This window comes from Serratia sp. 121840015-1 (genome assembly GCF_053627655.1).
Genome location: NZ_JBSEYF010000001.1, coordinates 378,316 through 405,148 on the forward strand (window position 1 = coordinate 378,316; position 26,833 = coordinate 405,148).

The 26,833-nt window shown below is 59.0% G+C and carries 23 protein-coding genes; 18 read left to right on the forward strand and 5 right to left on the reverse strand.

Annotation, left to right across the window (positions count from 1 at the left end; all coding sequences use genetic code 11):
- Positions 1-27: 27 nt before the first annotated feature.
- On the reverse strand, positions 28-1,047 hold the full coding sequence (locus ACUXAC_RS01835; RefSeq protein WP_004936083.1) for a LacI family DNA-binding transcriptional regulator: 1,020 nt from the start codon (positions 1,045-1,047) through the stop codon (positions 28-30).
- A 310-nt stretch (positions 1,048-1,357) separates the two neighbouring features.
- Here ACUXAC_RS01835 and ACUXAC_RS01840 point away from each other — a divergent pair, with 310 nt between their 5' ends.
- From ACUXAC_RS01840 to ACUXAC_RS01865, 6 genes are all read left to right on the forward strand, one after another.
- Complete coding sequence (locus tag ACUXAC_RS01840; protein ID WP_070915294.1) at positions 1,358-1,801, forward strand: PTS sugar transporter subunit IIA; 444 nt, start codon at positions 1,358-1,360, stop codon at positions 1,799-1,801.
- A 92-nt stretch (positions 1,802-1,893) separates the two neighbouring features.
- On the forward strand, positions 1,894-2,175 hold the full coding sequence (locus tag ACUXAC_RS01845; RefSeq protein WP_025303676.1) for a PTS sugar transporter subunit IIB: 282 nt from the start codon (positions 1,894-1,896) through the stop codon (positions 2,173-2,175).
- A gap of 23 nt (positions 2,176-2,198) precedes the next feature.
- Positions 2,199-3,578: a PTS ascorbate transporter subunit IIC gene (locus tag ACUXAC_RS01850; protein ID WP_004936074.1), complete on the forward strand. Its 1,380-nt coding sequence runs from the start codon at positions 2,199-2,201 to the stop codon at positions 3,576-3,578.
- A 13-nt stretch (positions 3,579-3,591) separates the two neighbouring features.
- On the forward strand, positions 3,592-4,443 hold the full coding sequence (locus ACUXAC_RS01855) for a transketolase (protein ID WP_049270484.1): 852 nt from the start codon (positions 3,592-3,594) through the stop codon (positions 4,441-4,443).
- Positions 4,436-5,410 carry a transketolase family protein gene (locus ACUXAC_RS01860; RefSeq protein WP_084827353.1) on the forward strand — a complete coding sequence of 325 codons (975 nt, stop codon included), beginning with the start codon at positions 4,436-4,438 and terminating at the stop codon, positions 5,408-5,410. The genes ACUXAC_RS01855 and ACUXAC_RS01860 overlap by 8 nt, the downstream gene beginning before the upstream one ends.
- A 205-nt stretch (positions 5,411-5,615) precedes the next feature.
- Entirely contained in the window at positions 5,616-6,098 is a 483-nt protein-coding gene (locus ACUXAC_RS01865) for a putative T6SS immunity periplasmic lipoprotein (protein WP_308343120.1), read from the forward strand.
- A gap of 68 nt (positions 6,099-6,166) precedes the next feature.
- Here the strand turns inward: ACUXAC_RS01865 and pta are convergent, their stop codons facing one another.
- Entirely contained in the window at positions 6,167-8,326 is a 2,160-nt protein-coding gene (pta, locus tag ACUXAC_RS01870) for a phosphate acetyltransferase (RefSeq protein ID WP_049203683.1), read from the reverse strand.
- 74 nt (positions 8,327-8,400) lie between these two features.
- Positions 8,401-9,603 (reverse strand): acetate kinase, encoded by a 1,203-nt coding sequence (ackA, locus tag ACUXAC_RS01875; RefSeq protein WP_055312511.1) that lies wholly within the window; start codon positions 9,601-9,603, stop codon positions 8,401-8,403.
- Between the two features lie 358 nt (positions 9,604-9,961).
- On the opposite strand from ackA, the gene yfbV reads away from it, so the two are divergent.
- From yfbV to ACUXAC_RS01895, 4 genes are all read left to right on the forward strand, one after another.
- Positions 9,962-10,417 carry a terminus macrodomain insulation protein YfbV gene (gene yfbV / locus ACUXAC_RS01880; RefSeq protein WP_004936061.1) on the forward strand — a complete coding sequence of 152 codons (456 nt, stop codon included), beginning with the start codon at positions 9,962-9,964 and terminating at the stop codon, positions 10,415-10,417.
- A gap of 143 nt (positions 10,418-10,560) precedes the next feature.
- Positions 10,561-11,055 (forward strand): YfbU family protein, encoded by a 495-nt coding sequence (locus tag ACUXAC_RS01885; RefSeq protein WP_016926898.1) that lies wholly within the window; start codon positions 10,561-10,563, stop codon positions 11,053-11,055.
- A gap of 17 nt (positions 11,056-11,072) precedes the next feature.
- Positions 11,073-11,729, forward strand: coding sequence for a sugar phosphatase (locus tag ACUXAC_RS01890; RefSeq protein WP_387441805.1), 657 nt, complete (start codon positions 11,073-11,075; stop codon positions 11,727-11,729).
- Positions 11,730-11,808: 79 nt separating this feature from the next.
- Positions 11,809-13,659 carry an SLC13 family permease gene (locus ACUXAC_RS01895; protein WP_387441803.1) on the forward strand — a complete coding sequence of 617 codons (1,851 nt, stop codon included), beginning with the start codon at positions 11,809-11,811 and terminating at the stop codon, positions 13,657-13,659.
- Positions 13,660-13,686: 27 nt separating this feature from the next.
- On the opposite strand, the gene yfbR is transcribed toward ACUXAC_RS01895, so the two are convergent.
- Together yfbR and ACUXAC_RS01905 are read right to left on the reverse strand one after the other, a co-directional pair.
- Positions 13,687-14,286: a 5'-deoxynucleotidase gene (gene yfbR / locus ACUXAC_RS01900; protein WP_025303666.1), complete on the reverse strand. Its 600-nt coding sequence runs from the start codon at positions 14,284-14,286 to the stop codon at positions 13,687-13,689.
- A 107-nt stretch (positions 14,287-14,393) separates the two neighbouring features.
- A complete protein-coding gene (locus ACUXAC_RS01905) occupies positions 14,394-15,608 on the reverse strand; it encodes a pyridoxal phosphate-dependent aminotransferase (RefSeq protein ID WP_004936047.1) in 1,215 nt (404 codons plus the stop codon).
- Between the two features lie 856 nt (positions 15,609-16,464).
- On the opposite strand from ACUXAC_RS01905, the gene lrhA reads away from it, so the two are divergent.
- The 8 genes from lrhA (at position 16,465) to nuoH (ending at position 26,823) form a co-directional block, all read left to right on the forward strand.
- Positions 16,465-17,409 (forward strand): transcriptional regulator LrhA, encoded by a 945-nt coding sequence (lrhA, locus tag ACUXAC_RS01910; protein WP_004936045.1) that lies wholly within the window; start codon positions 16,465-16,467, stop codon positions 17,407-17,409.
- Positions 17,410-18,116: 707 nt separating this feature from the next.
- The gene (nuoA, locus tag ACUXAC_RS01915) at positions 18,117-18,554 is read left to right on the forward strand and encodes an NADH-quinone oxidoreductase subunit NuoA (RefSeq protein ID WP_025303663.1); all 438 of its coding nucleotides are present in this window, start codon (positions 18,117-18,119) and stop codon (positions 18,552-18,554) included.
- A gap of 15 nt (positions 18,555-18,569) precedes the next feature.
- Positions 18,570-19,244 (forward strand): NuoB/complex I 20 kDa subunit family protein, encoded by a 675-nt coding sequence (locus ACUXAC_RS01920; protein ID WP_004936039.1) that lies wholly within the window; start codon positions 18,570-18,572, stop codon positions 19,242-19,244.
- Between the two features lie 96 nt (positions 19,245-19,340).
- A complete protein-coding gene (gene nuoC / locus ACUXAC_RS01925; RefSeq protein ID WP_004936036.1) occupies positions 19,341-21,137 on the forward strand; it encodes an NADH-quinone oxidoreductase subunit C/D in 1,797 nt (598 codons plus the stop codon).
- A 2-nt stretch (positions 21,138-21,139) separates the two neighbouring features.
- Positions 21,140-21,691: an NADH-quinone oxidoreductase subunit NuoE gene (nuoE, locus tag ACUXAC_RS01930; RefSeq protein WP_004936034.1), complete on the forward strand. Its 552-nt coding sequence runs from the start codon at positions 21,140-21,142 to the stop codon at positions 21,689-21,691.
- Positions 21,688-23,034, forward strand: a complete 1,347-nt coding sequence (gene nuoF / locus ACUXAC_RS01935; protein WP_015378579.1) for an NADH-quinone oxidoreductase subunit NuoF — start codon at positions 21,688-21,690, stop codon at positions 23,032-23,034. Before nuoE ends, nuoF begins: the two co-directional genes overlap by 4 nt.
- Positions 23,035-23,110: 76 nt before the next feature.
- Positions 23,111-25,849 carry an NADH-quinone oxidoreductase subunit NuoG gene (nuoG, locus tag ACUXAC_RS01940; RefSeq protein WP_421115240.1) on the forward strand — a complete coding sequence of 913 codons (2,739 nt, stop codon included), beginning with the start codon at positions 23,111-23,113 and terminating at the stop codon, positions 25,847-25,849.
- On the forward strand, positions 25,846-26,823 hold the full coding sequence (nuoH, locus tag ACUXAC_RS01945; protein WP_004936022.1) for an NADH-quinone oxidoreductase subunit NuoH: 978 nt from the start codon (positions 25,846-25,848) through the stop codon (positions 26,821-26,823). Before nuoG ends, nuoH begins: the two co-directional genes overlap by 4 nt.
- The last annotated feature ends 10 nt before the right edge of the window (positions 26,824-26,833 follow it).

The window sequence follows — 26,833 nt, forward strand, 5'->3', positions numbered from 1 at the left end:
TCGACCGGCTTTTTTTATGGCGCGGATTCAGCAGCTGTCGCGGCGGCACAGCGTGGCGGGCAGGGAGCCTGCCGGCTGCCAGGGTTGCTCGTTCAGGCGCGCCAGCAGCGCCTGGCCGGCCTGAATGCCGATGTCGCGATGCGGAATGGTCATGGTGGTCAGCGGCGGTTGGCAGACCCGGCTGAACTCGCTGTTGCCGAACCCCACCACCGCCAGATTGTCCGGCACCTTGATGCGCCGCCGCTGGCATTCATACAGCGCGCCGCCGGCCAGTTCGTCCGAGGCGCACACCAGCGCGTCCAGCTCCGGCCAGGCCAGCAGGAATTCCGGCAGCTGCTGCGCGCCGGTGCTGAAGCTGGCGGGCTGCGCGGCGTTGATCACCCGATGCGGCGACATATGGTTGCGCAGCAGCGCCTTGTGCCAGCCCTGCAGGTGCTGCTGGAAGATCCACTGTTCCTGGTTGGCGCACAGCAGCCCGATGTTCTGGTAGCCGCTGGCGATCACCGTTTGCGTCAGCTGATACATGGCCGCCACGTAGTCGATGCCGATGCTCATGTCGATAGGATCGGCGCGCACGGCGCCGATCTCCACCACCGGAATGTTGGCGGCGATCAGCGCGTTGCGGGCATTTTGCGAATGCTCGACGCTGAGCAGCACCGCCGCCGCCAGGTTGTAAGAGAGCAGGGTCTCCAGCAATTTCTCTTCGCGTTCGAGGTGATGCTGCGACTCCGCCAGCATGATGTGATAACCGGCCGGCTGCAGCACTTTCTGCAGGCCGGCGAACATCTCGGCGCAGCCGGATTCGGACAGGCTGGGCACCACCATGGCGATGGTGTAGGACGAGGCCGACGCCAGCGAACTGGCGGCCAGGTTGGGCAGATACCCCAGTTCGCTCACCGCGGCTTCAATCTTCTCGCGCAGTTTGTCTGATACCTGCTCCGGCGTGCGCAGCGCGCGCGACACCGTCATGGTGCCGACGCCCGCCAGCTGCGCTACGTCAGCCAACGTCACCCTGCCCGTGCTGCGTCGTTTTTTACCGATCGACATGCCTAATCCCGACTGAAATGCGCGCGCGGCGCATAAAAATGGTGAGGGCGGGAAGCCGACGGCGCGGCTTCGACGATCCCCGTATGCGGCACATTCTACCCCGTTACCCGAAATAGCGAGAAAAAATTGTGGTTAACGCCATGCCGCAGCGCGGCGTTTTGATAGCGCTATCACAGATCTGCATGATAGCGCTTTGGTAGCGCTATCTTTGTGATATCCATCACTGTGTGGCCGGGTGGGGTTGATTAAAGTTTTACCGTCGTCGGTGAATTAATCACCGGCCGAAACCATCAACCTTTAGGAGGGTAACGTGCTGAAAGAGTGGCTGACCGCCGATCATATACAGCTGTGCGAACGGGTGGAGGACTGGCGCCAGGCGGTAACGCTGAGTGCGCAGCCGCTGCTGCAAGACGGCGTGATCACGCCGAATTACCTGACGGCCATCTTTCATCAGCAGGAGAAGCTCGGGCCTTACTTTGTCCTGGCGCCGGGCATCGCCATGCCGCACGCCCGGCCCGAAGAGGGCGCCAACGCGTTGGGATTATCGCTGTTGAAGATCCATCAGGGGGTGAACTTTCATTCCACGGATAACGATCCGGTTCAGGTGGTGGTGATGCTTTCGGCGCCCGACGGCGACAGCCACATCGAATTGATTTCGCAACTGGCGGAATTATTTTCAGACAATCAGGCCATGGAGGCGTTATTTCACGCCAAAGATAAACGGCAAATCGAGGATATTATCGCCCGCTATTAACGCTTAATCACCAGGAACACTATTAATGCTAACAACGCCGGGAATATGACCGGCGGCGCTACCCTACACGCTAAATTCAACAGGTGGATATTATGAAAATCATGGCGATTTGCGGTTCCGGTCTCGGCAGCAGTTTTATGGTGGAAATGAACATTAAAAAGGTGCTGAAAAAGATGGGCGTGGAGGCCGAGGTCGAACACTCCGATCTGTCGTCCGCCACCCCGGGCGCCGCCGACGTGTTCGTGATGGCGAAAGACATCGCCGACAGCGCCAGCGTACCGGCCGAGCAGCTGGTGGTGATCAGCAACATCATCGACATTAATGAGCTGGAAGCCAAGCTGCGCGCTTACTTCGAAGCCCACTCAATCATCTGAATAAAACGATTGGCGAGGTGGATATGTTTATCCAGGAAACGCTTAAGTTTGTGGTGGATATATTAAAGGTGCCTTCGGTACTTGTCGGGCTTATTGCGCTGATCGGTTTGCTGGCGCAAAAGAAATCGTTTTCCGACGTGGTAAAAGGCACGGTAAAAACCATTCTCGGCTTTATCGTTTTGGGCGGCGGCGCCACGGTATTGGTCGGATCGCTCAATCCGCTGGGCGGCATGTTCGAACACGCGTTCAATATTCAGGGCATCATTCCGAATAACGAAGCCATTGTCTCCATCGCGCTGGAGAAATACGGCGCCTCCACCGCGCTGATCATGGCGTTCGGCATGGTGGCGAATATCGTGGTGGCACGCTTCACCCGGCTGAAATACATCTTCCTGACCGGCCACCACACCTTCTACATGGCCTGCATGATCGGCATCATCCTGACGGTGGCGGGCTTCGAGGGCGTGCAGCTGGTGTTTACCGGCGCGCTGACCCTGGGGCTGGTGATGGCGTTCTTCCCGGCGATCGCCCAGCGCTATATGCGCCGCATCACCGGCAATGACGATATCGCCTTCGGCCACTTCGGCACCCTGGGCTACGTGCTGTCCGGCTGGATCGGCTCGAAGGTGGGTAAAAACTCGCGCTCGACCGAGGAGATGAACCTGCCGAAAAACCTCAGCTTCCTGCGCGACAGCTCCATTTCGATCTCGATGACCATGATCGTCATCTACCTGATCCTGGCGATCTGCGCCGGGCGGGCCTATGTGGAAAGCGAGCTCAGCGGCGGCCAGAACTACCTGGTGTATTCGATCATTCAGGCCATCACCTTCGCCGCCGGGGTGTTCATCATCCTGCAGGGCGTGCGTTTGATTCTGGCGGAAATCGTGCCGGCGTTCACCGGCTTCTCGGAAAAGCTGGTGCCGAATGCGCGGCCGGCGCTGGATTGCCCGGTGGTCTATCCCTATGCCCCCAACGCGGTGCTGATCGGCTTCCTGTTCAGCTTCCTTGGCGGATTGGCCGGGCTGTTCCTGCTGGGGCAGCTGAAGATGGTATTGATCCTGCCCGGCGTGGTGCCGCACTTCTTCACTGGCGCTACCGCCGGGGTGTTCGGCAACGCCACCGGCGGGCGGCGCGGCGCGATGCTGGGCGCCTTCGCCAACGGGCTGCTGATCACCTTCCTGCCGGTATTGCTGCTACCGGTGCTGGGGGCGCTGGGCTTTGCCAACACCACCTTCTCCGACGCCGACTTCGGCGCGATCGGCATCCTGCTGGGCAATATGGCGCGCTTTATGTCGAAGGAGATGATCATGCTGGCGATCGTCGCCGTGTTCGCGCTGCTGGTGGCGCATAACTTCCTGGGAAAACGCAAAGGCGCGCCGGCCGCTGACCGCGTCGAGAAATAACGAGGGCAGACTGATGAACTACACAACGAGCGAAACGGAAATTGAAGAGCTGCATACCCTGGCGCGGGCGATCCGCCTGGAAACGCTGAAAGCGCTGACCGGGCTGGGCTTCGGCCACTACGGCGGCTGCATGTCGGTGGTGGAGACGCTGGCGGTGCTGTATGGCAGCGTGATGCGCATCGATCCGGCGGATCCGGACTGGCCGGAGCGCGATGACTTCGTGCTGTCGAAAGGGCACGCCGGCCCGGCGCTTTACAGCACGCTGGCGATCAAGGGCTACTTCCCGCTGGCGGAGCTGAAGACCCTCAACCAGAACGGCACGCGTCTGCCGAGCCACCCGGACCGGCTGCGCACGCGCGGCGTGGACGCTACCACCGGCTCGCTGGGGCAGGGCGTGTCGATCGCCGCCGGCATGGCGTTGTCTCATCGGCTGGCGGGGCGCCGCAATCGGGTGTTCAGCATCCTCGGTGACGGGGAACTGAACGAAGGGCAGTGCTGGGAGGCGTTCCAGTTTATCGCCCACCACAATCTGAACAACCTGACGCTGTTCATCGATTACAACAAGCAACAGCTGGACGGCGCGCTGGACGAGGTGATCCAACCGTTCGATCTGGCCGCCAAGTTCCGCGCCTTCGGCTTTGAGGTGCAGACCATCAAGGGCGATGACATCGCGGCGCTGCTGGCGGCGGTGGCGCCGGCGCGCGGCGGCGAACAGCGGCCGCTGGCGATCGTGCTCGACAGCATCAAAGGGCAGGGCGTGGCCTATCTGGAAAACTTGTCGAACTCTCACCACCTGCGCCTGACGCCGGACGTGCAGCAGGAAATCGAAAAAGCCATCGCCGAACTGGAGGCCGCCCATGTTTAACGTAGTGACGCAGTTGGAAAACGACGCCGTCGAAATGCGCAAAGTCTACGCCGGCGCGGTGCGTCGGCAGATTGAGGCGGGCGCGCCGATCATCGCGCTGGAGGCGGATCTGATGAGCTCGATGGCGATGGATGGCGTGCACAAGGATCACCCGCAGCACGTGATCAACTGCGGCATCATGGAGGCCAACGTGATCGGCGTCGCCGCCGGGCTGTCGCTCACCGGCCGGGTGCCGTTCGTGCATACCTTTACCGCCTTCGCCAGCCGCCGCTGTTTCGATCAGCTGTTCATGTCGCTGGATTATCAGCGCAACAACGTCAAGGTAATCGCCTCCGACGCCGGGGTGAGCGCCTGCCACAACGGCGGCACCCACATGTCGTTCGAGGATATGGGCATCGTGCGCGGGCTGGCGCATTCGGTGGTGCTGGAGGTGACCGACGCCACCATGTTCGCCGATATTCTGCGCCAGCTGATGGATCTGCGCGGCTTCTACTGGGTGCGCACCATTCGCAAGCAGGCGACGCGCATCTACCAGGAGGGCTCGTGCTTTACCATCGGCAAGGGCAACCTGCTGCGCGACGGCGACGACATTACGCTGATTGCCAATGGCATCATGGTGGCGGAGGCGCTGAAGGCGGCGCAGATGCTGGCGCAGCAGGGCGTCAGCGCGGCGGTGATCGATATGTTCACCCTCAAGCCTATCGACCGTGAACTGATCAAAACCTATGCGGCCAAAACCGGGCGCATCGTCACCTGTGAAAACCACAGCATTCATAACGGGCTGGGATCGGCGGTGGCGGAGGTGCTGGCGGAAGAGTGCCCGACGCCAATGCGGCGCGTGGGGGTGAAGGAGCGTTACGGCCAGGTGGGCACCCAGGCGTTTTTACAGCAGGAGTACGGCCTGACCGCCGAGCATATTCTGGAGGCTGTTGGGCAGCTGCTGCAAAAACAGTTCTCGAGTCAATAACAACTGCTGTAACGAATGAGGTCTGGTGCTCTGGATAAAGCACATACCTTCCTGACCAGTATCTGAGTTATGACTCACACGTTATCAACTGAGAAGCCCCTTAAGGGGCTTTTTGTTTTTAATGGATAATAGATGGCCAATGCTAGGGTAAAAAGAGATAATAAAAATAGTCCAATAAATACAATAAGTTATATTCATGGAGTGAATGATGATAACAACAAGAGGCTCGTTCAGAAGGCTGACGCTAGGCGAGATCACGCTATCCCGCTCTTTCTATACCCTCATCATGATGATGTTGCTCAGTGGCTGTATCCTTGAAAAGCAACGTTTTTACGCTGCGGATATTACGCTGCGGGGAAATGATCTCTGTTTCTCTTTACCACAAACCTACCCAACACAGAGTGGCAGGGTCAGTCTGGTCAGTATCGCTATTGAACAACGGTTGGATAGCCAAACGCATGAACTCTGGCGCAGGAGCACTCTACCACTGAATCCCGTTGAGATGATTACGCCCGGCCAATGTATCCCATACTCGTTCAAGGCATTTGAGAGCAATGCGCTATACACCGTGGCAATCAGTACCGTGGATCCTCAGGATGCAGATTCCAAACGTTTCTGGCAGCGCAGTTTCTCGCTGAAAATCAGCGACGGCCAGATTTTGCAGGTTATTGCCAGCGCGGAGCAATAAAGCGAGAGAAGGGATGAATGAAATAGCAAGGGCCGGCAATGCCGGCCCTTGTTTCGTTTGGCGATGAATTACGCCTTGGCGGCAGCGTCAGCCTGGGAAGACTGGATCGCCGTCAGCGCAACGGTGTAGACGATATCGTCAACCAGTGCACCGCGCGACAGGTCGTTCACCGGCTTGCGCATGCCTTGCAGCATCGGCCCGATGGAGACCAGGTCAGCGGAACGCTGTACCGCTTTGTAGGTGGTGTTGCCGGTGTTCAGATCCGGGAAGATGAACACGGTCGCCTGGCCGGCTACCGGTGAGTTCGGCGCCTTGGACTTGGCAACGTCGGCCATGATGGCGGCGTCGTACTGCAGCGGGCCGTCGATGATCAGGTCCGGGCGTTTTTCCTGCGCCAGGCGGGTCGCTTCGCGCACTTTCTCGACGTCGCTGCCCGCACCGGAGTTGCCGGTGGAGTAGGAGATCATCGCTACGCGAGGCTCGATGCCGAAGGCCGCGGCGGAATCCGCAGACTGGATGGCGATCTCAGACAGCTGCTCGGCGGTCGGATCCGGGTTGATCGCGCAGTCGCCGTAGACCAGTACCTGGTCAGGCAGCAGCATGAAGAACACGGAGGACACCAGCGAGCTGCCCGGCGCGGTTTTGATCAGCTGCAACGGCGGACGGATGGTGTTGGCGGTGGTGTGAACCGCGCCGGAGACCAGACCGTCGACTTCGCCTTGTTCCAGCATCAGGGTGCCGAGCACCACGTTGTCTTCCAGCTGCTCGCGCGCGACCACTTCGGTCATGCCTTTGCTCTTGCGCAGCTCAACCAGACGCGGCACGTAGTTTTCACGCACGGCGACCGGATCGACGATTTCGATGCCTTTGCCCAGCTCAACGCCTTGCGCTGCCGCGACGCGCTGGATCTCGTCCGGGTTGCCGAGCAACACGCATTCCGCGATGCCGCGTTCGGCGCAGATGGCTGCCGCTTTCACGGTGCGCGGCTCGTCGCCTTCCGGCAGCACGATGCGTTTGCCGGCTTTACGCGCCAGCTCGGTCAGCTCGTAACGGAACGCCGGTGGAGACAGACGGCGTGAACGTTCGGAGGTGGCGGTCAGCGAGTCGATCCACTCGGTGTTGATGTGGCTGGCCACGTAGTTCTGCACTTTCTCGATGCGCTGGTGGTCGTCCGCCGGCACTTCGAGGTTGAAGCTCTGCAGGCTCAGCGAGGTCTGCCAGGTGTTGGTGTCGACCATGAACACCGGCAGGCCGGTCTGGAAGGCGCGTTCGCACAGCTTCTTGATCGGCTCGTCGATGGCGTAGCCGCCGGTCAGCAGGATGGCGCCGATTTCCACGCCGTTCATCGCCGCCAGGCAGGCGGAGACCAGCACGTCAGGACGGTCTGCGGAGGTCACCAGCAGAGAGCCCGGGCGGAAGTGTTCCAGCATGTGCGGGATGCTGCGCGCACAGAAGGTCACGGACTTCACGCGGCGAGTCATGATGTCGCCTTCGTTGACCACGCGGGCCTTCAGGTGGCGAGCCATGTCGATGGCGCGGGTGGCGATCAGATCGAAGCTCCACGGCACGCAGCCCAGAACCGGCAGCGGGCTGTTGGCGAACAGCTGCGCAGGATCGACGTGGGCGATGCTGGCTTTGGTGGAGTCGTCGAAGATTTCGGATAGGTCAGGACGGGTGCGGCCCTGATCGTCGACCGGTGCGTTCAGCTTGTTGATGATTACGCCGGTGATGTTTTTGTTCTTGCTGCCGCCGAAGCTGGTGCGCGCCAGTTCGATGCGCTCTTTCAGCTGCGCCGGGGAGTCGTTGCCCAGCGCCAGCACGAAGACGATCTCGGCGTTCAGGGTTTTGGCGATCTCGTAGTTCAGCGCGTTGGCGAACTGATGCTTGCGGGTCGGCACCAGGCCTTCGATCAGCACCACTTCCGCGTCTTTGGTGTTCTCGTGGTAGCGCGCCACGATCTCTTCCATCAGCACGTCTTGCTGGTTGGAGCTCAGCAGGCCCTCAACGTAGTCCATGCGCAGCGGTTCGGCCGCCGTAATGGTGGAGTTGCTGCTGCGGATGATGGTGGTGGTCTGGTCGAGCGCGTTGTCGCCGGTGCGCGGTTGAGCGATAGGCTTGAACACGCTCAGACGAACGCCTTTTTGCTCCATGGAGCGGATGACACCCAGGCTGACGCTGGTCAGGCCGACGCTGGTGCCGGTGGGGATCAACATAATAGTACGTGACACAGAATAGTCCTCTTCACGATTAACATGAGGCTAAAACAACACCGTCAGCCTGGGCTGACGGTGTTTTGAGAGCATTACGCGGTCAGGCGGGATGCGTCCTGCGCGATGACCAACTCTTCGTTGGTCGGGATCACCAGCGCCAGGCGGCTGCCGTCTTTGGTGATGGCGCCGGATTTGCCGAAGCGAGCGGCCATGTTGCGGTCGTGGTCGATTTCGAAGCCCAGCAGGCCCAGTTTGTTCAGGGTCAGCTCACGCACCATGCCGGCGTTCTCGCCGATGCCGCCGGTGAAGATCACCGCGTCCAGACGGCCTTCCATCAGGGCGCTGTATGCGCCGATGTATTTGGCCAGACGGTGGCAGAACACGTCCATGGCGCGTTTGGCGTCGGCTTTGCTGTCGTAGTTGTCTTCAACGTAACGGCAGTCGCTGGTGACTTCGGTCAGGCCCAGCAGGCCGGATTCTTTGGTCAGCATCTTGTTGATCTGGTCAACGCTCATGCCCAGAGAATCGTGCAGGTGGAAGATGATAGCCGGATCGATGTCACCGCTGCGGGTGCCCATCACCAGGCCTTCCAGCGGGGTCAGACCCATGGAGGTGTCAACGCACTGGCCGTTGCGCACTGCGGTAACGGAACCGCCGTTGCCCAGGTGGCAAGTGATCACGTTCACTTCTTCTACCGGCTTGTTCAGCATCTTCGCGGCTTCCTGAGTCACGTAGAAGTGGCTGGTGCCGTGTGCGCCGTAGCGGCGAACGCCGTGGTCGCGGTACAGGCTGTACGGCAGGGCGTACAGGTAAGATTCTTCCGGCATGGTCTGGTGGAACGCGGTGTCGAACACGGCAACGTTCTTGTCGGCCAGGTTAGGGAAGGATTTCAGCGCTTCCGCGATGCCGATCAGGTGAGCCGGGTTGTGCAGTGGTGCAAACGGCACGGAATCTTTGATACCCTGCAGAACTTCGTCGTTGATCACGGCGGAAGCGGTAAACTTCTCGCCGCCGTGCACGATGCGGTGGCCGATAGCGGTCAGCTGCGCAGAAAGCTCTGGTTTTTGTGCCAGAATAGTATTAACAATGAAGTTCAGCGCTTCGCTGTGTGCAGCGCCGGCCCCCAGGGCAGCTTCGTGTTTGGCGCCGTCCATTTTCCACTTGATGCGAGCTTCAGGCAGGTGGAAACACTCGGCCAAACCGGAGAGGAATTCGTCGCCGTTAACGGCATCGATGATGGCGAATTTCAGAGAAGAACTGCCGCAGTTAAGAACCAGTACTAGCTTACTCGACATGGAAGTACCTACTTAAATAGTCGTGTTGTTAAAAGAAAATCGAAAACACGTGGTGAATTAATCGTCAATCAGACAACAAGCGTAGCGCATAGTGCCGATGACATTTATGATTAACATCATGTGAAGTGCACAAATCACAGGATGATGGAAAAACCGATGATTTCTCTGCGGTTTAAATAATCTTGATTTTTATAGGGCTAAAAGTTGACAAAATTTGCGTCATCTTCTACCGGCCACAAGGCCGGCTTAGGATACCGATAGCCCGGTGCAAACACAAAATAAATTTAAAGCTTCAAATTTTTTAGTATGGTCTCTGGCAGCACGCTTTTAGTTTCTTTACGTGACGTTGAGGTACGCAATGACGAGCAAACCGTCCGGTTCCGTAAGCTGGTTTCAGGTCTTCCAGCGCGGGCAGCATTATATGAAAACCTGGCCGTCGGACAAACGTCTGGCACCGGTCTTTCCGGAGAACCGCGTTGCGCGTGCCACCCGTTTCGCTATCCGTTTCATGCCGCCGTTGGCGATTTTCACGCTGACCTGGCAGATCGCGCTTGGCGGTCAGCTCGGCCCGGCGATCGCTACCGCGCTGTTCGCCTGCAGCCTGCCGATGCAGGGACTGTGGTGGCTGGGGCGCCGTTCGGTCACGCCGCTGCCGCCGACGCTGCTGCAATGGTTCCATGAGGTGCGCAACAAGCTGACGGAAGCCGGGCAGGCGGTCGCGCCGCTCGAAGGCACGCCGACCTATCAGACGTTGGCCGATCTGCTCAAACGTGCTTTTAAGCAGCTGGACAAAACCTTCCTCGACGATCTGTAACTGAGAAAAGGCCGCGTTGATGCGGCCTTTTTCGTCAAAGCGCCAATAACCCCGGTTTAAATCAAAGAACGGTCGAGTTGTGATTTCCTGCGTTCTTGCGCTGTGCGATGCTCCCGCCATCACACAGAAATGAGGAAATCCTGATGGAAATGACCAACGCCCAGCGGCTGATCCTGTCGAACCAGTACAAGATGATGACCCTGCTCGACCCGGACAACGGCGACCGTTATCGCCGGTTGCAAACCATCGTCGAACGCGGCTTCGGGTTGCAAATGCGCGAACTGGATCGCGACTTCGGCGAACTGAGCGAAGAGGTGTGCCGCACCATCATCAACGTGATGGAGATGCACCATGCGCTGCAGGTTTCCTGGGGCAACCTGAAAGAGAAGCAGGATCTGGACGAGCGCCGCCTGGCGTTTCTCGGCTTCGACGCCGCCACCGAAGCGCGCTACCTGAGCTACGTGCGTTTCCTGGTCAGCACCGAGGGGCGTTATACTCACTTCGATTCCGGCAGCCACGGTTTCAACGCCCAGACCAAAATGTGGGAAAAATACCAGCGTATGCTGGCGATCTGGCTGGCCTGTCCGCGCCAGTATCACCTGAGCGCCGTTGAGATAGCGCAAATCATCAATGCTTGATTAAGAAGAGGTTTTCTGTGGAGTGTAAGGGTTTTCTGTTCGATCTTGATGGCACCCTGGTGGATTCATTGCCGGCGGTAGAGCGCGCCTGGACGCACTGGGCCGAGCGCCGCGGTGTCAACCCGCAAGCGGTGCTGGATTTCATTCACGGTAAACAGGCCATTACTTCTCTGCGCCACTTTATGCCGGGCGAAAGCGAAGCGGAAATTCAGCGCGAGTTCGAGTTGCTGGAGCAGGCCGAAGCGCAGGATACCGACGGCGTTCGCGCGCTGCCGGGCGCGATTGCGCTGCTGGAGCGCCTGAACGCGCTCGGTATCCCTTGGGCGATCGTCACCTCCGGTTCGGTGCCGGTGGCCGGCGCTCGCCGCCAGGCCGGCGGTTTGCCGCAGCCGGAGGTGTTCATCACCGCCGAGCAGGTTAAACACGGTAAGCCACAGCCCGACGCCTATCTGCTGGGCGCCGAGCGCCTGGGGCTTGTGCCGCACGAGTGCGTGGTGGTTGAAGACGCGCCGGCCGGCATTCTCTCCGGCCTGGCGGCGGGCTGCCAGGTGATTGCGGTCAACGCGCCGGCGGATGCGCCGAAGCTGGAGCAGGTCGACCTGCGGCTGGATTCGCTGGCGCAGATCGCCGTCGATAAAACGGCGCAGGGCGCGATCGTTCGCCGGCTGGCCTGAGCGGCATTATCTTCACCCTAATTGATTAGACCCCGCTTCGGCGGGGTTTTTTTATGCTATTTTTTAGACCCTTGGACATTTGCCGGATGAGGCCGTTTTGAACAGCGAATTACTGTGGGTGCTGAGTTTACTGCTGATTGCCATCGTGCTGTTTACCACCAACAAGCTGCGCATGGACGTGGTGGCCCTGTTGGTGATCATCGCCTTCGTGCTGAGCGGCACGCTCAGCCTGCAGGAGGCGACGGTCGGTTTCAGCGATCCCAACGTGATTTTGATCGCGGCGCTGTTCGTGATCGGCGAAGGGCTGGTGCGCACCGGCGTGGCCTATCAGGTGGGGGACTGGCTGGTGAAAGTGGCCGGCAGCAGCGAAACCAAAATGTTGATGCTGCTGATGGTGACGGTCGCCGGGCTGGGGGCGTTCATGAGCTCGACCGGCGTGGTGGCGATCTTTATCCCGGTGGTGCTCAGCGTGACGGCCAGAATGAAGATCGCGCCGGGGCGGCTGATGATGCCGCTCAGCTTCGCCGGGCTTATCAGCGGCATGATGACGCTGGTGGCCACGCCGCCCAACATGGTGGTCAACAGCGAGCTGGTGCGAGAAGGCATCCATGGTTTCGGTTTCTTCAGCGTGACGCCCATTGGCCTGGTGGTGCTGGCGCTGGGCGTCGGTTACATGCTGATCGCCCGGCGTTGGCTGGGCAGCGGTGAAACGGGCAAAGCCGGCGATGACTGGCAGCGCCGTACCTTCCGCGATTTGATCCGCGACTACAAGCTGACCGGTCGCGCGCGGCGGCTGGCTGTCCGCAGCGCTTCGCCGCTGATCGGGCGTTCGCTGGATGAACTGCACCTGCGTGCGCGTTATGGCGCCAACGTGGTGGGTATCGAGCGCTGGAAACGCTTCCGGCGGGTGATGATCAGCGCCTCTGGCAGCACCGAGCTGCGCGAGGGCGACGTTCTTTTGATCGACATGTCGGACAGCCAGGTCGATCTGCGCGAATTCTGCGGCGAGCAGCGGCTGGAGCCGATGGTGCTGCGCGGCGATTACTTCTCTGAACAGTCGCGCAACGTCGGCATGGCGGAAGTGTCGCTGATCCCGGACTCGGCGCTGCTGGGCAAAAGCCTGCGCGAAGCGGCGTTCCGCAGCCGCTACGATCTCAACGTGGTGGGCATCCGCCGCCACGGCGAGACGCTGGGCGGCAAGCTGGTGGACGAGCCGCTGGAGCTGGGCGACATTTTGCTGGTGATCGGTGACTGGAAGGCGATCCGTCAGCTGCAGGCCAAAACCCACGACTTTATCGTGCTCAACCTGCCGGCTGAGGTGGACGAAGTGGCGCCGGCGATCACGCAGGCGCCGCACGCGCTGTTTTGCCTGGCGTTGATGGTGGCAATGATGTTGACCGACGAAATCCCCAATCCGATCGCGGCGCTGATCGCTTGCCTGCTGATGGGTAAGTTCCGCTGTATCGATATGGAAAGCGCCTATAAATCGATCCATTGGCCGAGCATTATTTTGATCGTCGGGATGATGCCGTTTGCGCAGGCGCTGCAAAAGACCGGCGGGGTGGATCTGATCGTCAGCGGGCTGATGGACGTCGCCGGCGGCGCGGGGCCGCGCGTGATGCTGCTGTGCCTGTTCGTCTTGTGCGCCACCATCGGCCTGTTTATTTCCAACACCGCGACGGCGGTGCTGATGGCGCCGATCGCCATCGCCGCCGCGCGCGAAATGGGCGTCTCGCCACACCCATTTGCGATGATTATCGCCATCGCCGCGTCCGCCGCCTTTATGACGCCGGTCTCTTCACCGGTCAACACGTTGGTGCTGGGGCCGGGCAATTACAAGTTCGGCGATTTCGTGCGTCTCGGCGTGCCGTTCACTCTGCTGGTGATGGCGGTCAGCGTGATTGTGGTGCCGTGGCTCTACGGCTTTTAACGGCGCAGCGAGGCTGCGCCGGCGGGGTTACAGCGAACTGTCGAGGCTGATTTCGTCCAATGACAGGCTGAAGCTGGGAATGAACACGTCCATGAAGTAGTCCATTTCCGGGCTGCGGCGCTGTTCCAGGGTTTTATCCAGCCGCGCCTTGGCCAGGGTGAATTCGTTGTTGCCGGCAGAGAGTTCCTCCAGGCATTTCAGGTAGGCGCACAGCGCGTCTGCCTGCTTCACTACCTGCTTTTCATCTTCGCTGTAGTAGTGCTCATCGAGAATGGTGCGGAAATCGTTGCGCAGCTCCGCGGGGATCATGTCCAGCAGCTTTTGCTGGGCGATCTTTTCGATCTTCTTGTATTCATGGGCGATCTGCGGATTGTAGTACTTGATCGGCGTCGGCATGTCGCCGGTGATCACTTCGCTGGCGTCGTGGTACATCGCCAGCAGCGCAACGCGGTCGGCGTTGAGGTTGCCGTTGAATTTGCGGTTCTTGATCACCGCCAACGCGTGGGCGACAAAGGCCACCTGCAGACTGTGTTCGGAGACGTTCTCGGTACGCACGTTGCGCATCAGCGGCCAGCGGTTGATCAGTTTCAGGCGGGACAGATGGGCGAAGAAATGGCTCTGGCTCATGGTGCTCTCTTTAACGGCAAGTGAGGGCCCCATTGTGAAGCAGTGACAGCGAATTTTGCAACCGGGCAATGAGAGAAGGGCGCAGCAAGGCGCTGCGCCCCAGGCGATTACTGGTGGTAACCTTCCAGGAAGCGGCCCAGTTTGCCGACCGCCATTTCCAGTTCGTCTACGCGCGGCAGGGTGACGATACGCACGTGATCCGGGTAAGGCCAGTTGAACGCGGTGCCCTGCACCAGCAGCACTTTTTCCTGCAGCAGCAGATCAAGCACCAGCTTCTGGTCGTCGTGGATGTTGAAGCGCTTGGCGTCGATGCGCGGGAACATATACAGCGCGCCCTGTGGCTTCACGCAAGAGACGCCCGGGATGTCGTTGAGCAGTTCCCAGGTGCGATTGCGTTGTTCGTACAGGCGGCCGCCAGGCTGAATGAATTCGCTGATGCTCTGATAACCGCCCAGCGCGGTTTGAATGGCGTGTTGCATCGGCACGTTGGCGCACAGGCGCATCGAAGCCAGCATCTCCAGCCCTTCGATATAGCCTTTGGCGTGCTTCTTCGGCCCGTTCAGCACCATCCAGCCCTGGCGGAAGCCCGCCACGCGGTAGGTTTTCGACAGGCCGTTGAAGGTCACGGTCAGCAGATCCGGCGCCAGCGCGGCGATCGAATGGTGCTCGGCTTCGTCATACAGGATCTTGTCGTAGATCTCGTCGGCGAAGATGATCAGGTTGTGTTGACGGGCGATCTCGACGATCTGTTCCAGCAGCGCTTTGCTGTAAACCGCGCCGGTCGGGTTGTTCGGGTTGATGATCACGATGCCGCGGGTGCGCGGGGTGATCTTGCTGATGATGTCGTCCAGATCCGGGAACCAGCCGGCCTGCTCATCGCACAGGTAGTGCACGGCCTTGCCGCCGGAAAGCGATACCGCAGCGGTCCACAGCGGGTAGTCCGGCGCCGGCACCAGCATTTCGTCGCCGCTGTTGAGCAGCGCCTGCATGGATTGGACGATCAGCTCCGAGACGCCGTTGCCAATGTAGATATCCTCAACGGTCACGTCACGCATGTTGCGCGCCTGGTAGTGCTGCATGATCGCTTTACGCGCCGAGAAGAGGCCTTTGGAATCGGAGTAGCCTTGCGCCGTGGGCAGATTGCGGATCACGTCGACCAGGATTTCGTCCGGGGCGTCGAAACCGAACGGGGCAGGGTTGCCGATGTTCAGTTTCAGGACTTTGTTGCCTTCTTCTTCAAGACGTTTAGCTTCTTTAAGCACCGGGCCGCGAATGTCATAGCAGACGTTGTCCAGTTTGCTGGATTTCTCAATGGGGGACATAAAAAGTTGAGCCTTTTGCTGGGATAGGGGCGCTCCTACCGTGGGACGCCGCAACCCGCCCAATGTACTCCTGGCGTAGTTGCTTTTGAAGGGTTTTGCACGCCTTTGGTGCAAATGCATGTCGTAACGGGGGATTTTAGTTATGATAAGCAAAGGTAAAGTTATTTTGTGGTTCATAATTTCATGAACTATAATTTTACTAGGGTTTTGTTCTGTAAAATCCCGCCTCGATAAACGCGACGTGCCGGCGAGCGCTGCCGGCAGCAGTAAACTGATAAGCCGAAAGGGAGAATAGGCTTCAATAAACTGTAAAGGAACGATAATACCGGAGTTGTCTGATAGCGGGGTGTCAGTTAGCGCACCACACTAAGGAAAATGACATATTTACATTAGCTTTACTTTATATTTTACCTTAAGCATTGTTTATGTGGTTATAGGATTATTATTTAAAGCAAAAATCTTACTGATTGAATTTATTAAATTCATTGAGTGGTAACACGAAGTCGGTAGCGTTAATTATTTATCTTTTTTGCTCTGTAATGCAGTCTGAACGCCGGTTGATAAGGGTTCTCAGTAGCACGAATGGAGTGGAAATTAGGCAGTATGAATGAGTAAAATCTCAGGTTCGGTGGGGGTTTTCCCTTTTCACCGGTATTCAGTCCCCCGCGTTCTATAAGCACCATCGATAGATCGCATTTTAAAAAGCGATAGAGGTAACGAATCATAAGTAATTTTTTTGCCCTCCACTTATGAGTGGGGTACTGTCATAACAGGCTCCGTCCTTTTCAACGGCGTCTGAGAAACACACCAGGGTAGTAGTTCGTAAATTAGAATTTAAAAAAGTGAAGAATACACTATGACAACTGCAAATCGTCCGATACTTAATCTCGACCTCGATCTGCTAAGAACCTTTGTTGCGGTTGCTGATTTGAATACCTTTGCGGCGGCGGCGGTTGCCGTATGCCGTACTCAATCAGCCGTCAGTCAACAAATGCAGCGATTAGAGCAACTGGTCGGCAAAGAACTGTTTGCCCGCCATGGGCGTAACAAACTCCTGACTGAGCATGGTATTCAGCTTCTCGGTTATGCCAGGAAGATCCTGCGCTTTAACGACGAAGCCTGTACCTCGCTGATGTACAACAATATTAAAGGTGTTCTGACCATCGGCGCTTCCGACGACACCGCCGATACCATTCTGCCTTTCCTGTTGAACCGCGTGACCGCCATCTATCCGAAGCTGGCCATTGACGTGCGCGTAAAGCGCAGCACGACGATGGTCGATCTGCTGGAAGAGGGCGAGATCGATCTGGCGGTGACCACGGCCGATCCGGCCGGACATCCGCATATCGTGCTGCGCACATCGCCGACGCTGTGGTACTGCGCCGCCGATTACCACTATCAGGCGGGCGAACCGATCCCGTTGGTGGTGATGGATGAGCCAAGCCCGTTCCGCGCGCTGGCGATCAAGCAGCTGGACGAAGCCGGTATCCCGTGGCGCATCGCCTACGTCGCTTCCACGCTGTCCGCGGTGCGGGCGGCCTGTAAGGCCGGCCTGGGCGTGACCGCGCGGCCGATCGAGATGATGAGCCCCGATCTGCGGGTGCTGGGGGCGGTGGAAGGTTTGCCGCCGCTGCCGGATACCCAGTATGCGCTGTGCAAAAACGCGCAGTGCAGCAATGAGCTGGCGATGGCCATCTTCAGCGCAATGCAGGGCGGCAATGACGGTTATGGCTTCAACGGCGCGGAAGCCGGTCTCCAGGGCGATCAGGATGACGCCAGCCTGGTGGACGAAGAAGAATAACGCCGCGGCGTTAGATCTGATGAAAACCTCTGCTTCGGCGGAGGTTTTTTTTGCCCTTTTTTTGGCGATTTTTACTGTTATAGGGATTTAATGACGATTTTGTTATGAGTTGGCTGTTTTATTAACTTTTAAGCGTTACTGAAAAGAGAGTTTGGCCGGGTTTAAGACGCTGAGTTTGTTTTTTGAGCAATAAGATTGAATGGGTTAAAGGCATGGTAATAACAGGGTTATTTTGTTAGCTTATAGCGGCCGTTTTTGCGGCTTAATTTGAGGAAAATTGTTAAAGGGCCACACTTTTTTTGAGGATTTATGCTGAAAACGTGTCCTGGATCAAAAAAATACCCCTAGGTAGTGAGTGGAAGAACAGGGAATTCCTGAGACAATGGTATAGTAAAACTGAAATGTGCACGTTGGTTTATATCTATCTGTTTCTACACAAAAATTAACTGACACGATTTAGCCAGCCCCTGGCGCATCAAATGTTAATCAAATGATACGTATGTAAACTAGTGTGTAGATACTTTTGTCAAAGTTGACAAAAGGTTATAGAAAGGAGTAAAAAGCCCACAGAAAAACGCTGCCTAACTCGCTGTAAAAGCAGTTTGTTTGTGTGGTTATTTATCCTTCCCTTAAATCGATGTGGCGCACTAACTGCCGGTGACAAGAGCAGCGCGATCGACGCCACTTTTGATGAGTAAGCATAGAGTATGTCAACAACCACTGAAGTTATCGCTCATCACTGGGCGCTCGCCGTATTTCTCGTCGTGGCTATCGGGCTTTGCGGCTTAATGCTGCTGGGTGCGTTCTTCTTGGGCGGGAGAGCCCGGGCGCGCGCCAAACACACCCCGTTTGAATCAGGCATCGACTCGGTCGGTACGGCGCGCATGCGCTTGTCCGCCAAGTTCTACCTGGTGGCCATGTTCTTCGTTATTTTCGACGTTGAAGCCTTATACCTGTATGCCTGGTCGGTCTCGGTTCGCGAGAGCGGTTGGGTAGGCTTTATCGAAGCCGCCATTTTCATTTTGGTGCTATTGGCCGGTCTGGTTTATCTGGTGCGCATCGGCGCGTTGGATTGGACTCCGGCGCGTTCCCAACGCCGCAGCAAACCGAGCACGATCACTAACACCAACAGTCATCCGCAGTAACAGCGAGGCATTAAGATGGACTATACGCTCACCCGCATAGACCCGAACGGTGAGAACGACCGTTATCCCCTGCAAAAACAGGAGATCGTCGCCGATCCCCTGGAACAACAGGTCCACCGCACGGTTTACATGGGTAAACTCGAACATGCGCTGCATGACATGGTGAACTGGGGGCGTAAAAACTCTATTTGGCCGTATAACTTCGGCCTTTCGTGCTGTTACGTGGAGATGGTGACGTCGTTTACCGCCGTTCACGACGTGGCGCGTTTCGGTGCGGAAGTACTGCGCGCCTCCCCGCGTCAGGCTGACCTGATGGTGGTGGCCGGTACCTGTTTCACCAAGATGGCCCCGGTCATCCAACGCCTGTACGAGCAGATGCTGGAGCCTAAGTGGGTGATCTCGATGGGCGCCTGCGCCAACTCCGGCGGCATGTACGACATCTATTCCGTGGTGCAGGGCGTGGACAAGTTCCTGCCGGTCGACGTGTACATTCCCGGCTGCCCGCCGCGTCCGGAAGCCTACATGCAAGCGCTGATGCTGCTGCAGGAATCCATCGGCAAAGAACGTCGCCCGCTGTCGTGGGTTGTCGGCGATCAGGGCGTTTACCGCGCCAATATGCAGTCTGAAAGAGAGCGTAAACACGGCGAACGCATCGCGGTGACCAACCTCCGGACGCCTGACGAGATTTAAGACGTTCATTTAACGTCCATCTTAGTGCGCTATTGGTTAACACAGCGAAAAGTGAAACTTGCGGCGAATAACCCTTTAGTGTGGTGAAAAAAAATTATGACAGATTTGACGACGCACGACGCCTTGCCTGCCTGGCAGACCCGAGATCACCTTGACGACCCGGTGATCGGCGAACTGCGCAACCGTTTTGGGCCGGAAGCCTTTACTGTTCAGGCCACCCGTACCGGCATGCCCGTGGTATGGGTTAAACCTGACCAGTTGCTGGAAGTAATGACGTTCCTGAGAAAACAGCCGAAGCCGTATGTCATGCTGTTCGATCTGCATGGCGTGGACGAACGTCTTCGCACCCACCGCGACGGCCTGCCCGCTGCGGATTTCTCCGTTTTCTACCATCTGATTTCCATCGAACGCAACCGCGACATCATGCTGAAGGTGGCGCTGTCTGAAAAAGACCTGCACGTGCCGACGGCGACCAAGGTGTTCCCGAACGCCAACTGGTACGAGCGCGAAACCTGGGAAATGTTCGGCATCACCTTCGACGGCCACCCGCACCTGTCGCGCATCATGATGCCGCAGACCTGGGAAGGGCACCCGCTGCGCAAGGACTACCCGGCGCGCGCCACCGAATTCGATCCTTTCGTGCTGACCAAGCAGAAAGAAGATCTGGAGATGGAAGCGCTGACCTTCAAGCCGGAAGACTGGGGCATGAAGCGCGGTACCGAGAACGAAGACTTCATGTTCCTCAACCTCGGCCCGAACCACCCGTCCGCGCACGGTGCGTTCCGCATCATTCTGCAGCTGGACGGCGAAGAGATCGTCGACTGCGTGCCGGATATCGGCTATCACCACCGCGGCGCCGAGAAGATGGGCGAGCGTCAATCCTGGCACAGCTACATTCCGTACACCGACCGTATCGAGTACCTCGGCGGCTGCGTGAACGAAATGCCTTATGTGCTGGCGGTCGAGAAGCTGGCCGGCATCAAGGTGCCTGAGCGCGTCGACACCATCCGCGTGATGCTGTCCGAGCTGTTCCGCATCAACAGCCACCTGCTGTACATCTCCACCTTCATTCAGGACGTCGGCGCGATGACCCCGGTGTTCTTCGCCTTTACCGACCGTCAGAAAATCTACGATCTGGTGGAAGCGATCACCGGTTTCCGTATGCACCCGGCCTGGTTCCGCATCGGCGGCGTCGCGCACGATCTGCCGCGCGGCTGGGATCGCCTGCTGCGTGAATTCCTCGACTGGATGCCGAAGCGTCTGGACTCCTACGTGAAAGCGGCGCTGAAGAACAGCATCCTGAAAGGCCGTTCCATCGGCGTAGCGTCTTACAACGCCAAAGAAGCGCTGGAGTGGGGCGTGACCGGCGCCGGCCTGCGTGCCACCGGCGTCGAGTTCGACGTGCGTAAATGGCGTCCGTACTCCGGCTACGAGAACTTCGACTTCGAAGTGCCGGTCGGCGACGGCACCAGCGACTGCTACACCCGCGTGATGCTGAAGGTGGAAGAGCTGCGCCAGAGCCTGCGCATTCTCGAACAGTGCCTGAACAACATGCCGGAAGGCCCGTTCAAGGCCGATCACCCGCTGACCACGCCGCCGCCGAAAGAGCGCACGCTGCAGCATATTGAAACGCTGATCACCCACTTCCTGCAGGTTTCCTGGGGCCCGGTGATGCCAGCCAACGAATCATTCCAGATGATTGAAGCCACCAAAGGGATCAACAGCTACTACCTGACCAGCGACGGCAGCACCATGAGCTACCGCACCCGGGTACGTACGCCGAGCTTTGCGCACCTGCAGCAGATCCCATCGGTCATCCGTGGCAGCCTGGTTTCCGACCTGATCGTCTATCTGGGTAGTATCGATTTTGTAATGTCAGATGTGGACCGCTAACTATGCATGATCAAAAAGACAATCACGCAGTCAATGATGCGCTCGAGCCCATCAACGCAGCCGCTCCTCAGAGCGGCGTTGATGCATTTGTACTGAGCGCGGAAGAACGTGATGCGATCGAGCACGAAAAGCACCATTACGAGGATCCGCGCGCCGCTTCCATCGAAGCACTGAAAATTGTGCAGAAGCAGCGCGGCTGGGTTCCGGACGGTGCGATTTACGCCATCGCGGAAGTGCTGGGCATCCCCGCCAGCGACGTAGAAGGCGTGGCCACGTTCTACAGCCAGATTTTCCGTCAGCCAGTAGGACGTCACGTGATCCGTTATTGTGACAGCGTTGTCTGTCACATCACCGGTTACCAGGGCATTCAGGCCGCTATCGAGAAGAAGCTGAACATCAAGCCGGGTCAAACCACCTTTGATGGCCGCTTCACGCTGTTGCCGACCTGCTGTCTGGGCAACTGCGATAAAGGGCCGACCATGATGATTGACGAGGACACTCACAGTCAGCTGAAGCCTGAAGATATCGAGACGCTACTGGAGCAGTATCAATGACCAAGCACATTGTACGCACTCCCGAAACGCATCCGCTGACCTGGCGTCTGCGCGATGACAAGCAGCCGCTGTGGCTGGACGAGTACCGCAGCAAAAACGGCTATGCCGGCGCAGAAAAGGCCCTCAAAGGCCTGGCCCCGGACGAGATCGTCGGCCTGGTGAAAGACTCCGGGCTGAAGGGCCGCGGCGGCGCGGGCTTCTCCACCGGTTTGAAGTGGAGCCTGATGCCGAAGGACGAATCCATGAACATCCGTTACCTGCTGTGTAACGCCGATGAAATGGAGCCGGGCACTTATAAAGACCGCCTGCTGATGGAGCAGCTGCCGCACCTGCTGGTGGAAGGCATGCTGATCTCCGCGTTCGCGCTGAAAGCCTACCGTGGGTACATCTTCCTGCGCGGTGAGTACATCGAAGCGGCGGCGCACCTGCGTCGCGCCATCGCGGAAGCCACCGAAGCCGGCTATCTGGGCAAGAACATTCTCGGCACCGGGTTCGATTTCGAGCTGATTGTGCACACCGGCGCCGGCCGTTACATCTGCGGCGAAGAAACCGCACTGATCAACTCGCTGGAAGGCCGCCGCGCCAACCCGCGTTCCAAGCCGCCATTCCCGGCCAGCGCCGGCGTATGGGGCAAGCCGACCTGCGTCAACAACGTCGAAACGCTGTGCAACGTGCCGGCCATTTTGGCGAACGGCGTGGAGTGGTACACCGGCATCTCCGGCAGTGAAGACAAAGGCACCAAGCTGATGGGCTTCTCCGGCCGGGTGAAAAATCCGGGCGTCTGGGAGTTGCCGTTCGGCACCACCGCGCGCGAGATCCTGGAAGACTACGCCGGCGGCATGCGCGACGGTCTGCGCTTCAAAGCCTGGCAGCCGGGCGGTGCGGGGACCGACTTCCTGACCGCCGATCACCTCGACCTGCCGATGGAATACGGCGCGATCGGCAAAGCCGGCAGCCGTCTCGGCACCGCGCTGGCGATGGCGGTAGACCACGAGATCGGCATGGTGCCGCTGGTGCGTAACCTGGAAGAGTTCTTCGCCCGCGAGTCCTGCGGCTGGTGTACGCCATGCCGCGACGGCCTGCCGTGGAGCGTGAAGATCCTGCGTGCGTTGGAAAACGGCGAAGGGCAGCCGGGGGATATCGAAACCCTCGAACAGCTGTGCCGTTCCCTCGGCCCGGGCAAAACCTTCTGCGCCCACGCGCCAGGTGCCGTAGAGCCACTGCAAAGCGCGATTAAATATTTCCGTGAAGAGTTCGAGGCGGGCATCGCCGTGCAGCACTTCGGCAACGCCCATGCGATTGGCGGCATTCAGCCGAACAATCTGCTGAAGCAGCGCTGGTAAGCCGACTCGCCCGAACACGGCCAGAATTTTTGATTAACGCCTGCCGCAAGGCAGGCCACTTGGAAGCATGCTGACTATGGCTACGATTCATGTAGACGGCAAAGAGTATGAGGTAGACGGAGCGGACAACCTGCTGCAGGCTTGTCTTTCCCTCGGCCTTGATATTCCTTACTTTTGCTGGCATCCGGCGCTGGGAAGCGTCGGCGCTTGCCGCCAATGTGCGGTAAAGCAATACCAAAACGCGGAAGATACGCGCGGCCGTTTGGTGATGTCCTGTATGACCCCGGCATCCGACGGCACCTTCATCTCCATCGATGACGGTGAAGCGAAGCAGTTCCGTGAAAGCGTGGTCGAGTGGTTGATGACCAACCACCCGCACGATTGCCCGGTCTGTGAAGAAGGCGGTAACTGTCACCTGCAGGATATGACGGTAATGACCGGCCACAGCTTCCGCCGCTACCGCTTCACCAAGCGCACCCACAACAACCAGGAGCTGGGGCCGTTTATCTCGCATGAGATGAACCGCTGCATCGCCTGCTACCGCTGCGTGCGTTACTACAAAGACTATGCGGACGGCACCGACTTCGGCGTGTACGGCGCGCACGACAACGTCTACTTCGGTCGCCCGGAAAGCGGCACGCTGGAAAGCGAGTTCTCCGGCAACCTGGTGGAAGTGTGCCCGACCGGCGTATTCACCGACAAAACGCACTCCGAACGCTACAACCGTAAATGGGACATGCAGTTCGCGCCGAGCATTTGCCAGCAGTGCAGCATCGGCTGTAACACCAGCCCGGGCGAACGCTATGGCGAGCTGCGCCGTATCGAAAACCGTTACAACGGCAGCGTGAACCACTACTTCCTGTGCGACCGCGGCCGTTTCGGTTACGGCTACGTCAACCAGAAAGATCGTCCGCGTCAACCGCAGCAGCTGCGCGGCGATGACTGGATCACCCTGAACGCCGAGCAGGCGATGCAGGGCGCGGCGGACATCCTGCGTCAGGCGAAGAAAACCATCGGCATCGGCTCCCCGCGCGCCAGCCTGGAAAGTAACTTCGCGCTGCGCGAGCTGGTCGGCGCCGAGAACTACTACACCGGTATCGCTCAGGCGGAGCAATCACGCCTGGCGCTGATGCTGAACGTGCTGAAAAACGGCGGTGTCCATACGCCGGCGCTGCGTGAGATCGAAGATTACGACGCGGTGCTGGTGCTGGGCGAAGACCTGACGCAAACCGGTGCGCGTATCGCGCTGTCCGTGCGCCAGGCCGTCAAGGGGAAAGCCCGTGCGATGGCGGCGGCGCAACGCGTGGCCGACTGGCAGATCGCGGCGGTGCAGAACATCGGTCAGCACGCCAAGTACCCGCTGTTCACCACCAACGTCGACAACACCCGTCTGGACGACATCGCCGCCTGGAACTACCGCGCGCCGGTGGACGAGCAGGCGCGCTTCGGCTTCGCCATCGCTCACGCGCTGGACAGCGCGGCGCCGGCGGTGAACGATCTGGCTGAAGGCCTGAACAAGAAAGTCGATATCATCGTGCAGGCGCTGACCGGCGCACGCAAACCGCTGATCGTGACCGGCAGCAACGCCGGCAGCGAAGCCATCATCGAAGCGGCGGCCAACATCGCCAAAGCGTTGAAGGGCCGCGGTTCCGATGTCGGCATCACCTTCGTGGCGGGCGCAGCCAACAGCATGGGCCTGGCGATGATCGGCGGCGGTTCGCTCGATCAGGCGCTGGAACAGCTGGCGAGCGGCGCAGCCGACACCGCCATCGTGATGGAAAACGATCTCTATCGTCATGCGCCGGCGGCGCAGGTGGATGAGGCGTTGGCCAAGGTCAACAACCTGATCGTCGCCGACCACCAGCGCACTGCGATCATGGACAAAGCCAACCTGATCCTCTCCTCGGCCAGCTTCGCCGAGAGCGACGGTACGCTGATCAACCAGGAAGGCCGCGCGCAGCGCTTCTTCCAGGTATACGATCCGGCTTACTACGACGACGCCAAGAAGAATCAGTTCACCGTGATGCTGGAAAGCTGGCGCTGGATGCACTCGCTGCACTCCACCTACACCAGCCGCCACGTGGACTGGACCCAGCTCGATGACGTGATCGCCGCTTGCGTTGCCGCGTTGCCGCAGCTGCAGGGCATCGTCGACGCTGCGCCGGACGCGACTTTCCGCATTCGCGGTCAGAAGCTGGCGCGTTCGCCGCACCGCTCCAGCGGCCGTACCGCCATGCGCGCCAACATCAGCGTGCACGAGCCGCGTCAGCCACAGGATAAAGACACCATGTTCGCCTTCTCGATGGAAGGGAACAACAGCCCGCTGGCCGATCGTCAGCAGATCCCGTTCGCCTGGGCGCCAGGCTGGAACTCACCGCAGGCATGGAACAAGTTCCAGGCCGAAGTGGGCGGCAAACTGCGCCACGGCGATCCGGGCGTGCGCCTGATCGAAGCGGGGGAGGGCAGCCTCGGTTACTTCGATCGCGTGCCTGCCGCGTTCAATCCGGTCGACGGTTGGCGTGTCGCGCCTTACTACCACCTGTTCGGCAGCGACGAAATGTCGCAGCGCTCTCACGTGATCCAGCAGCGCATGCCGGAAGCCTACGTGATGGTCAACCCGGCCGACGCGGCGACGCTTGGCGTCAACGCGGGCAGCCTGGTGGAGTTCAGCTGTGCGGGTCAGACCCTGCGTCTGCCGGTGCGTCTGAGTGAAACCCTGACCCAGGGCCAGGTTGGTTTGCCGCTCGGCTTGCCAGGGATCCCGCCGATCTTGGTGGGTGCTAAGGTAGACAATCTGCGGGAGGCAGCACGATGAGCTGGTTTACCCCTGAGGTGATCGACATTCTGATCGCCATTCTTAAAGCGGTCGTGATCCTGTTGGTGGTCGTGGCGTGCGGGGCATTCATGAGCTTCGGCGAACGCCGTCTGCTCGGCCTGTTCCAGAACCGCTACGGACCGAACCGCGTAGGCTGGGGCGGCTCGCTGCAGCTGGTCGCCGACATGATCAAAATGTTCTTCAAGGAAGACTGGGTACCGAGATTCTCCGACCGGGTGATCTTCACCCTGGCGCCGATGATCGCCTTTACTTCCCTGTTGCTGGCATTTGCCATCGTTCCGGTCAGCCCGACCTGGGCGGTGTCCGATCTCAACATCGGTATTCTGTTCTTCCTGATGATGGCCGGCCTGGCGGTGTACGCCGTGCTGTTCGCCGGATGGTCGAGCAACAACAAATACTCGCTGTTGGGCGCGATGCGCGCCTCCGCGCAAACCCTGAGCTACGAAGTGTTCATCGGCCTGTCGCTGATGGGCGTGGTGATGCAGGCGGATTCGTTCAACATGCAGGCCATCGTTGAATCCCAGGCGCACGTCTGGAACGTCATTCCGCAGTTCTTCGGCTTCGTGACCTTCGCGATCGCCGGCGTGGCGGTGTGCCACCGTCACCCGTTTGACCAGCCGGAAGCCGAGCAGGAACTGGCCGACGGTTACCACATCGAATATTCCGGCATGAAGTTCGGTCTGTTCTTCGTGGGGGAATACATCGGTATCGTCACCGTGTCCGCCCTGATTGTGACGTTGTTCTTCGGCGGCTGGCAGGGTCCGTTCCTGCCGCCATTCATCTGGTTCGCGTTGAAAACGGCCTTCTTCATGATGATGTTCATCCTGATCCGTGCCGCGCTGCCGCGTCCGCGTTATGACCAGGTGATGTCCTTCGGCTGGAAAGTGTGCCTGCCGCTGACGCTGCTGAACCTGCTGGCAACCGCCGCGGTCATTTTGTACAACGCTCAATAAGGGGTGAATA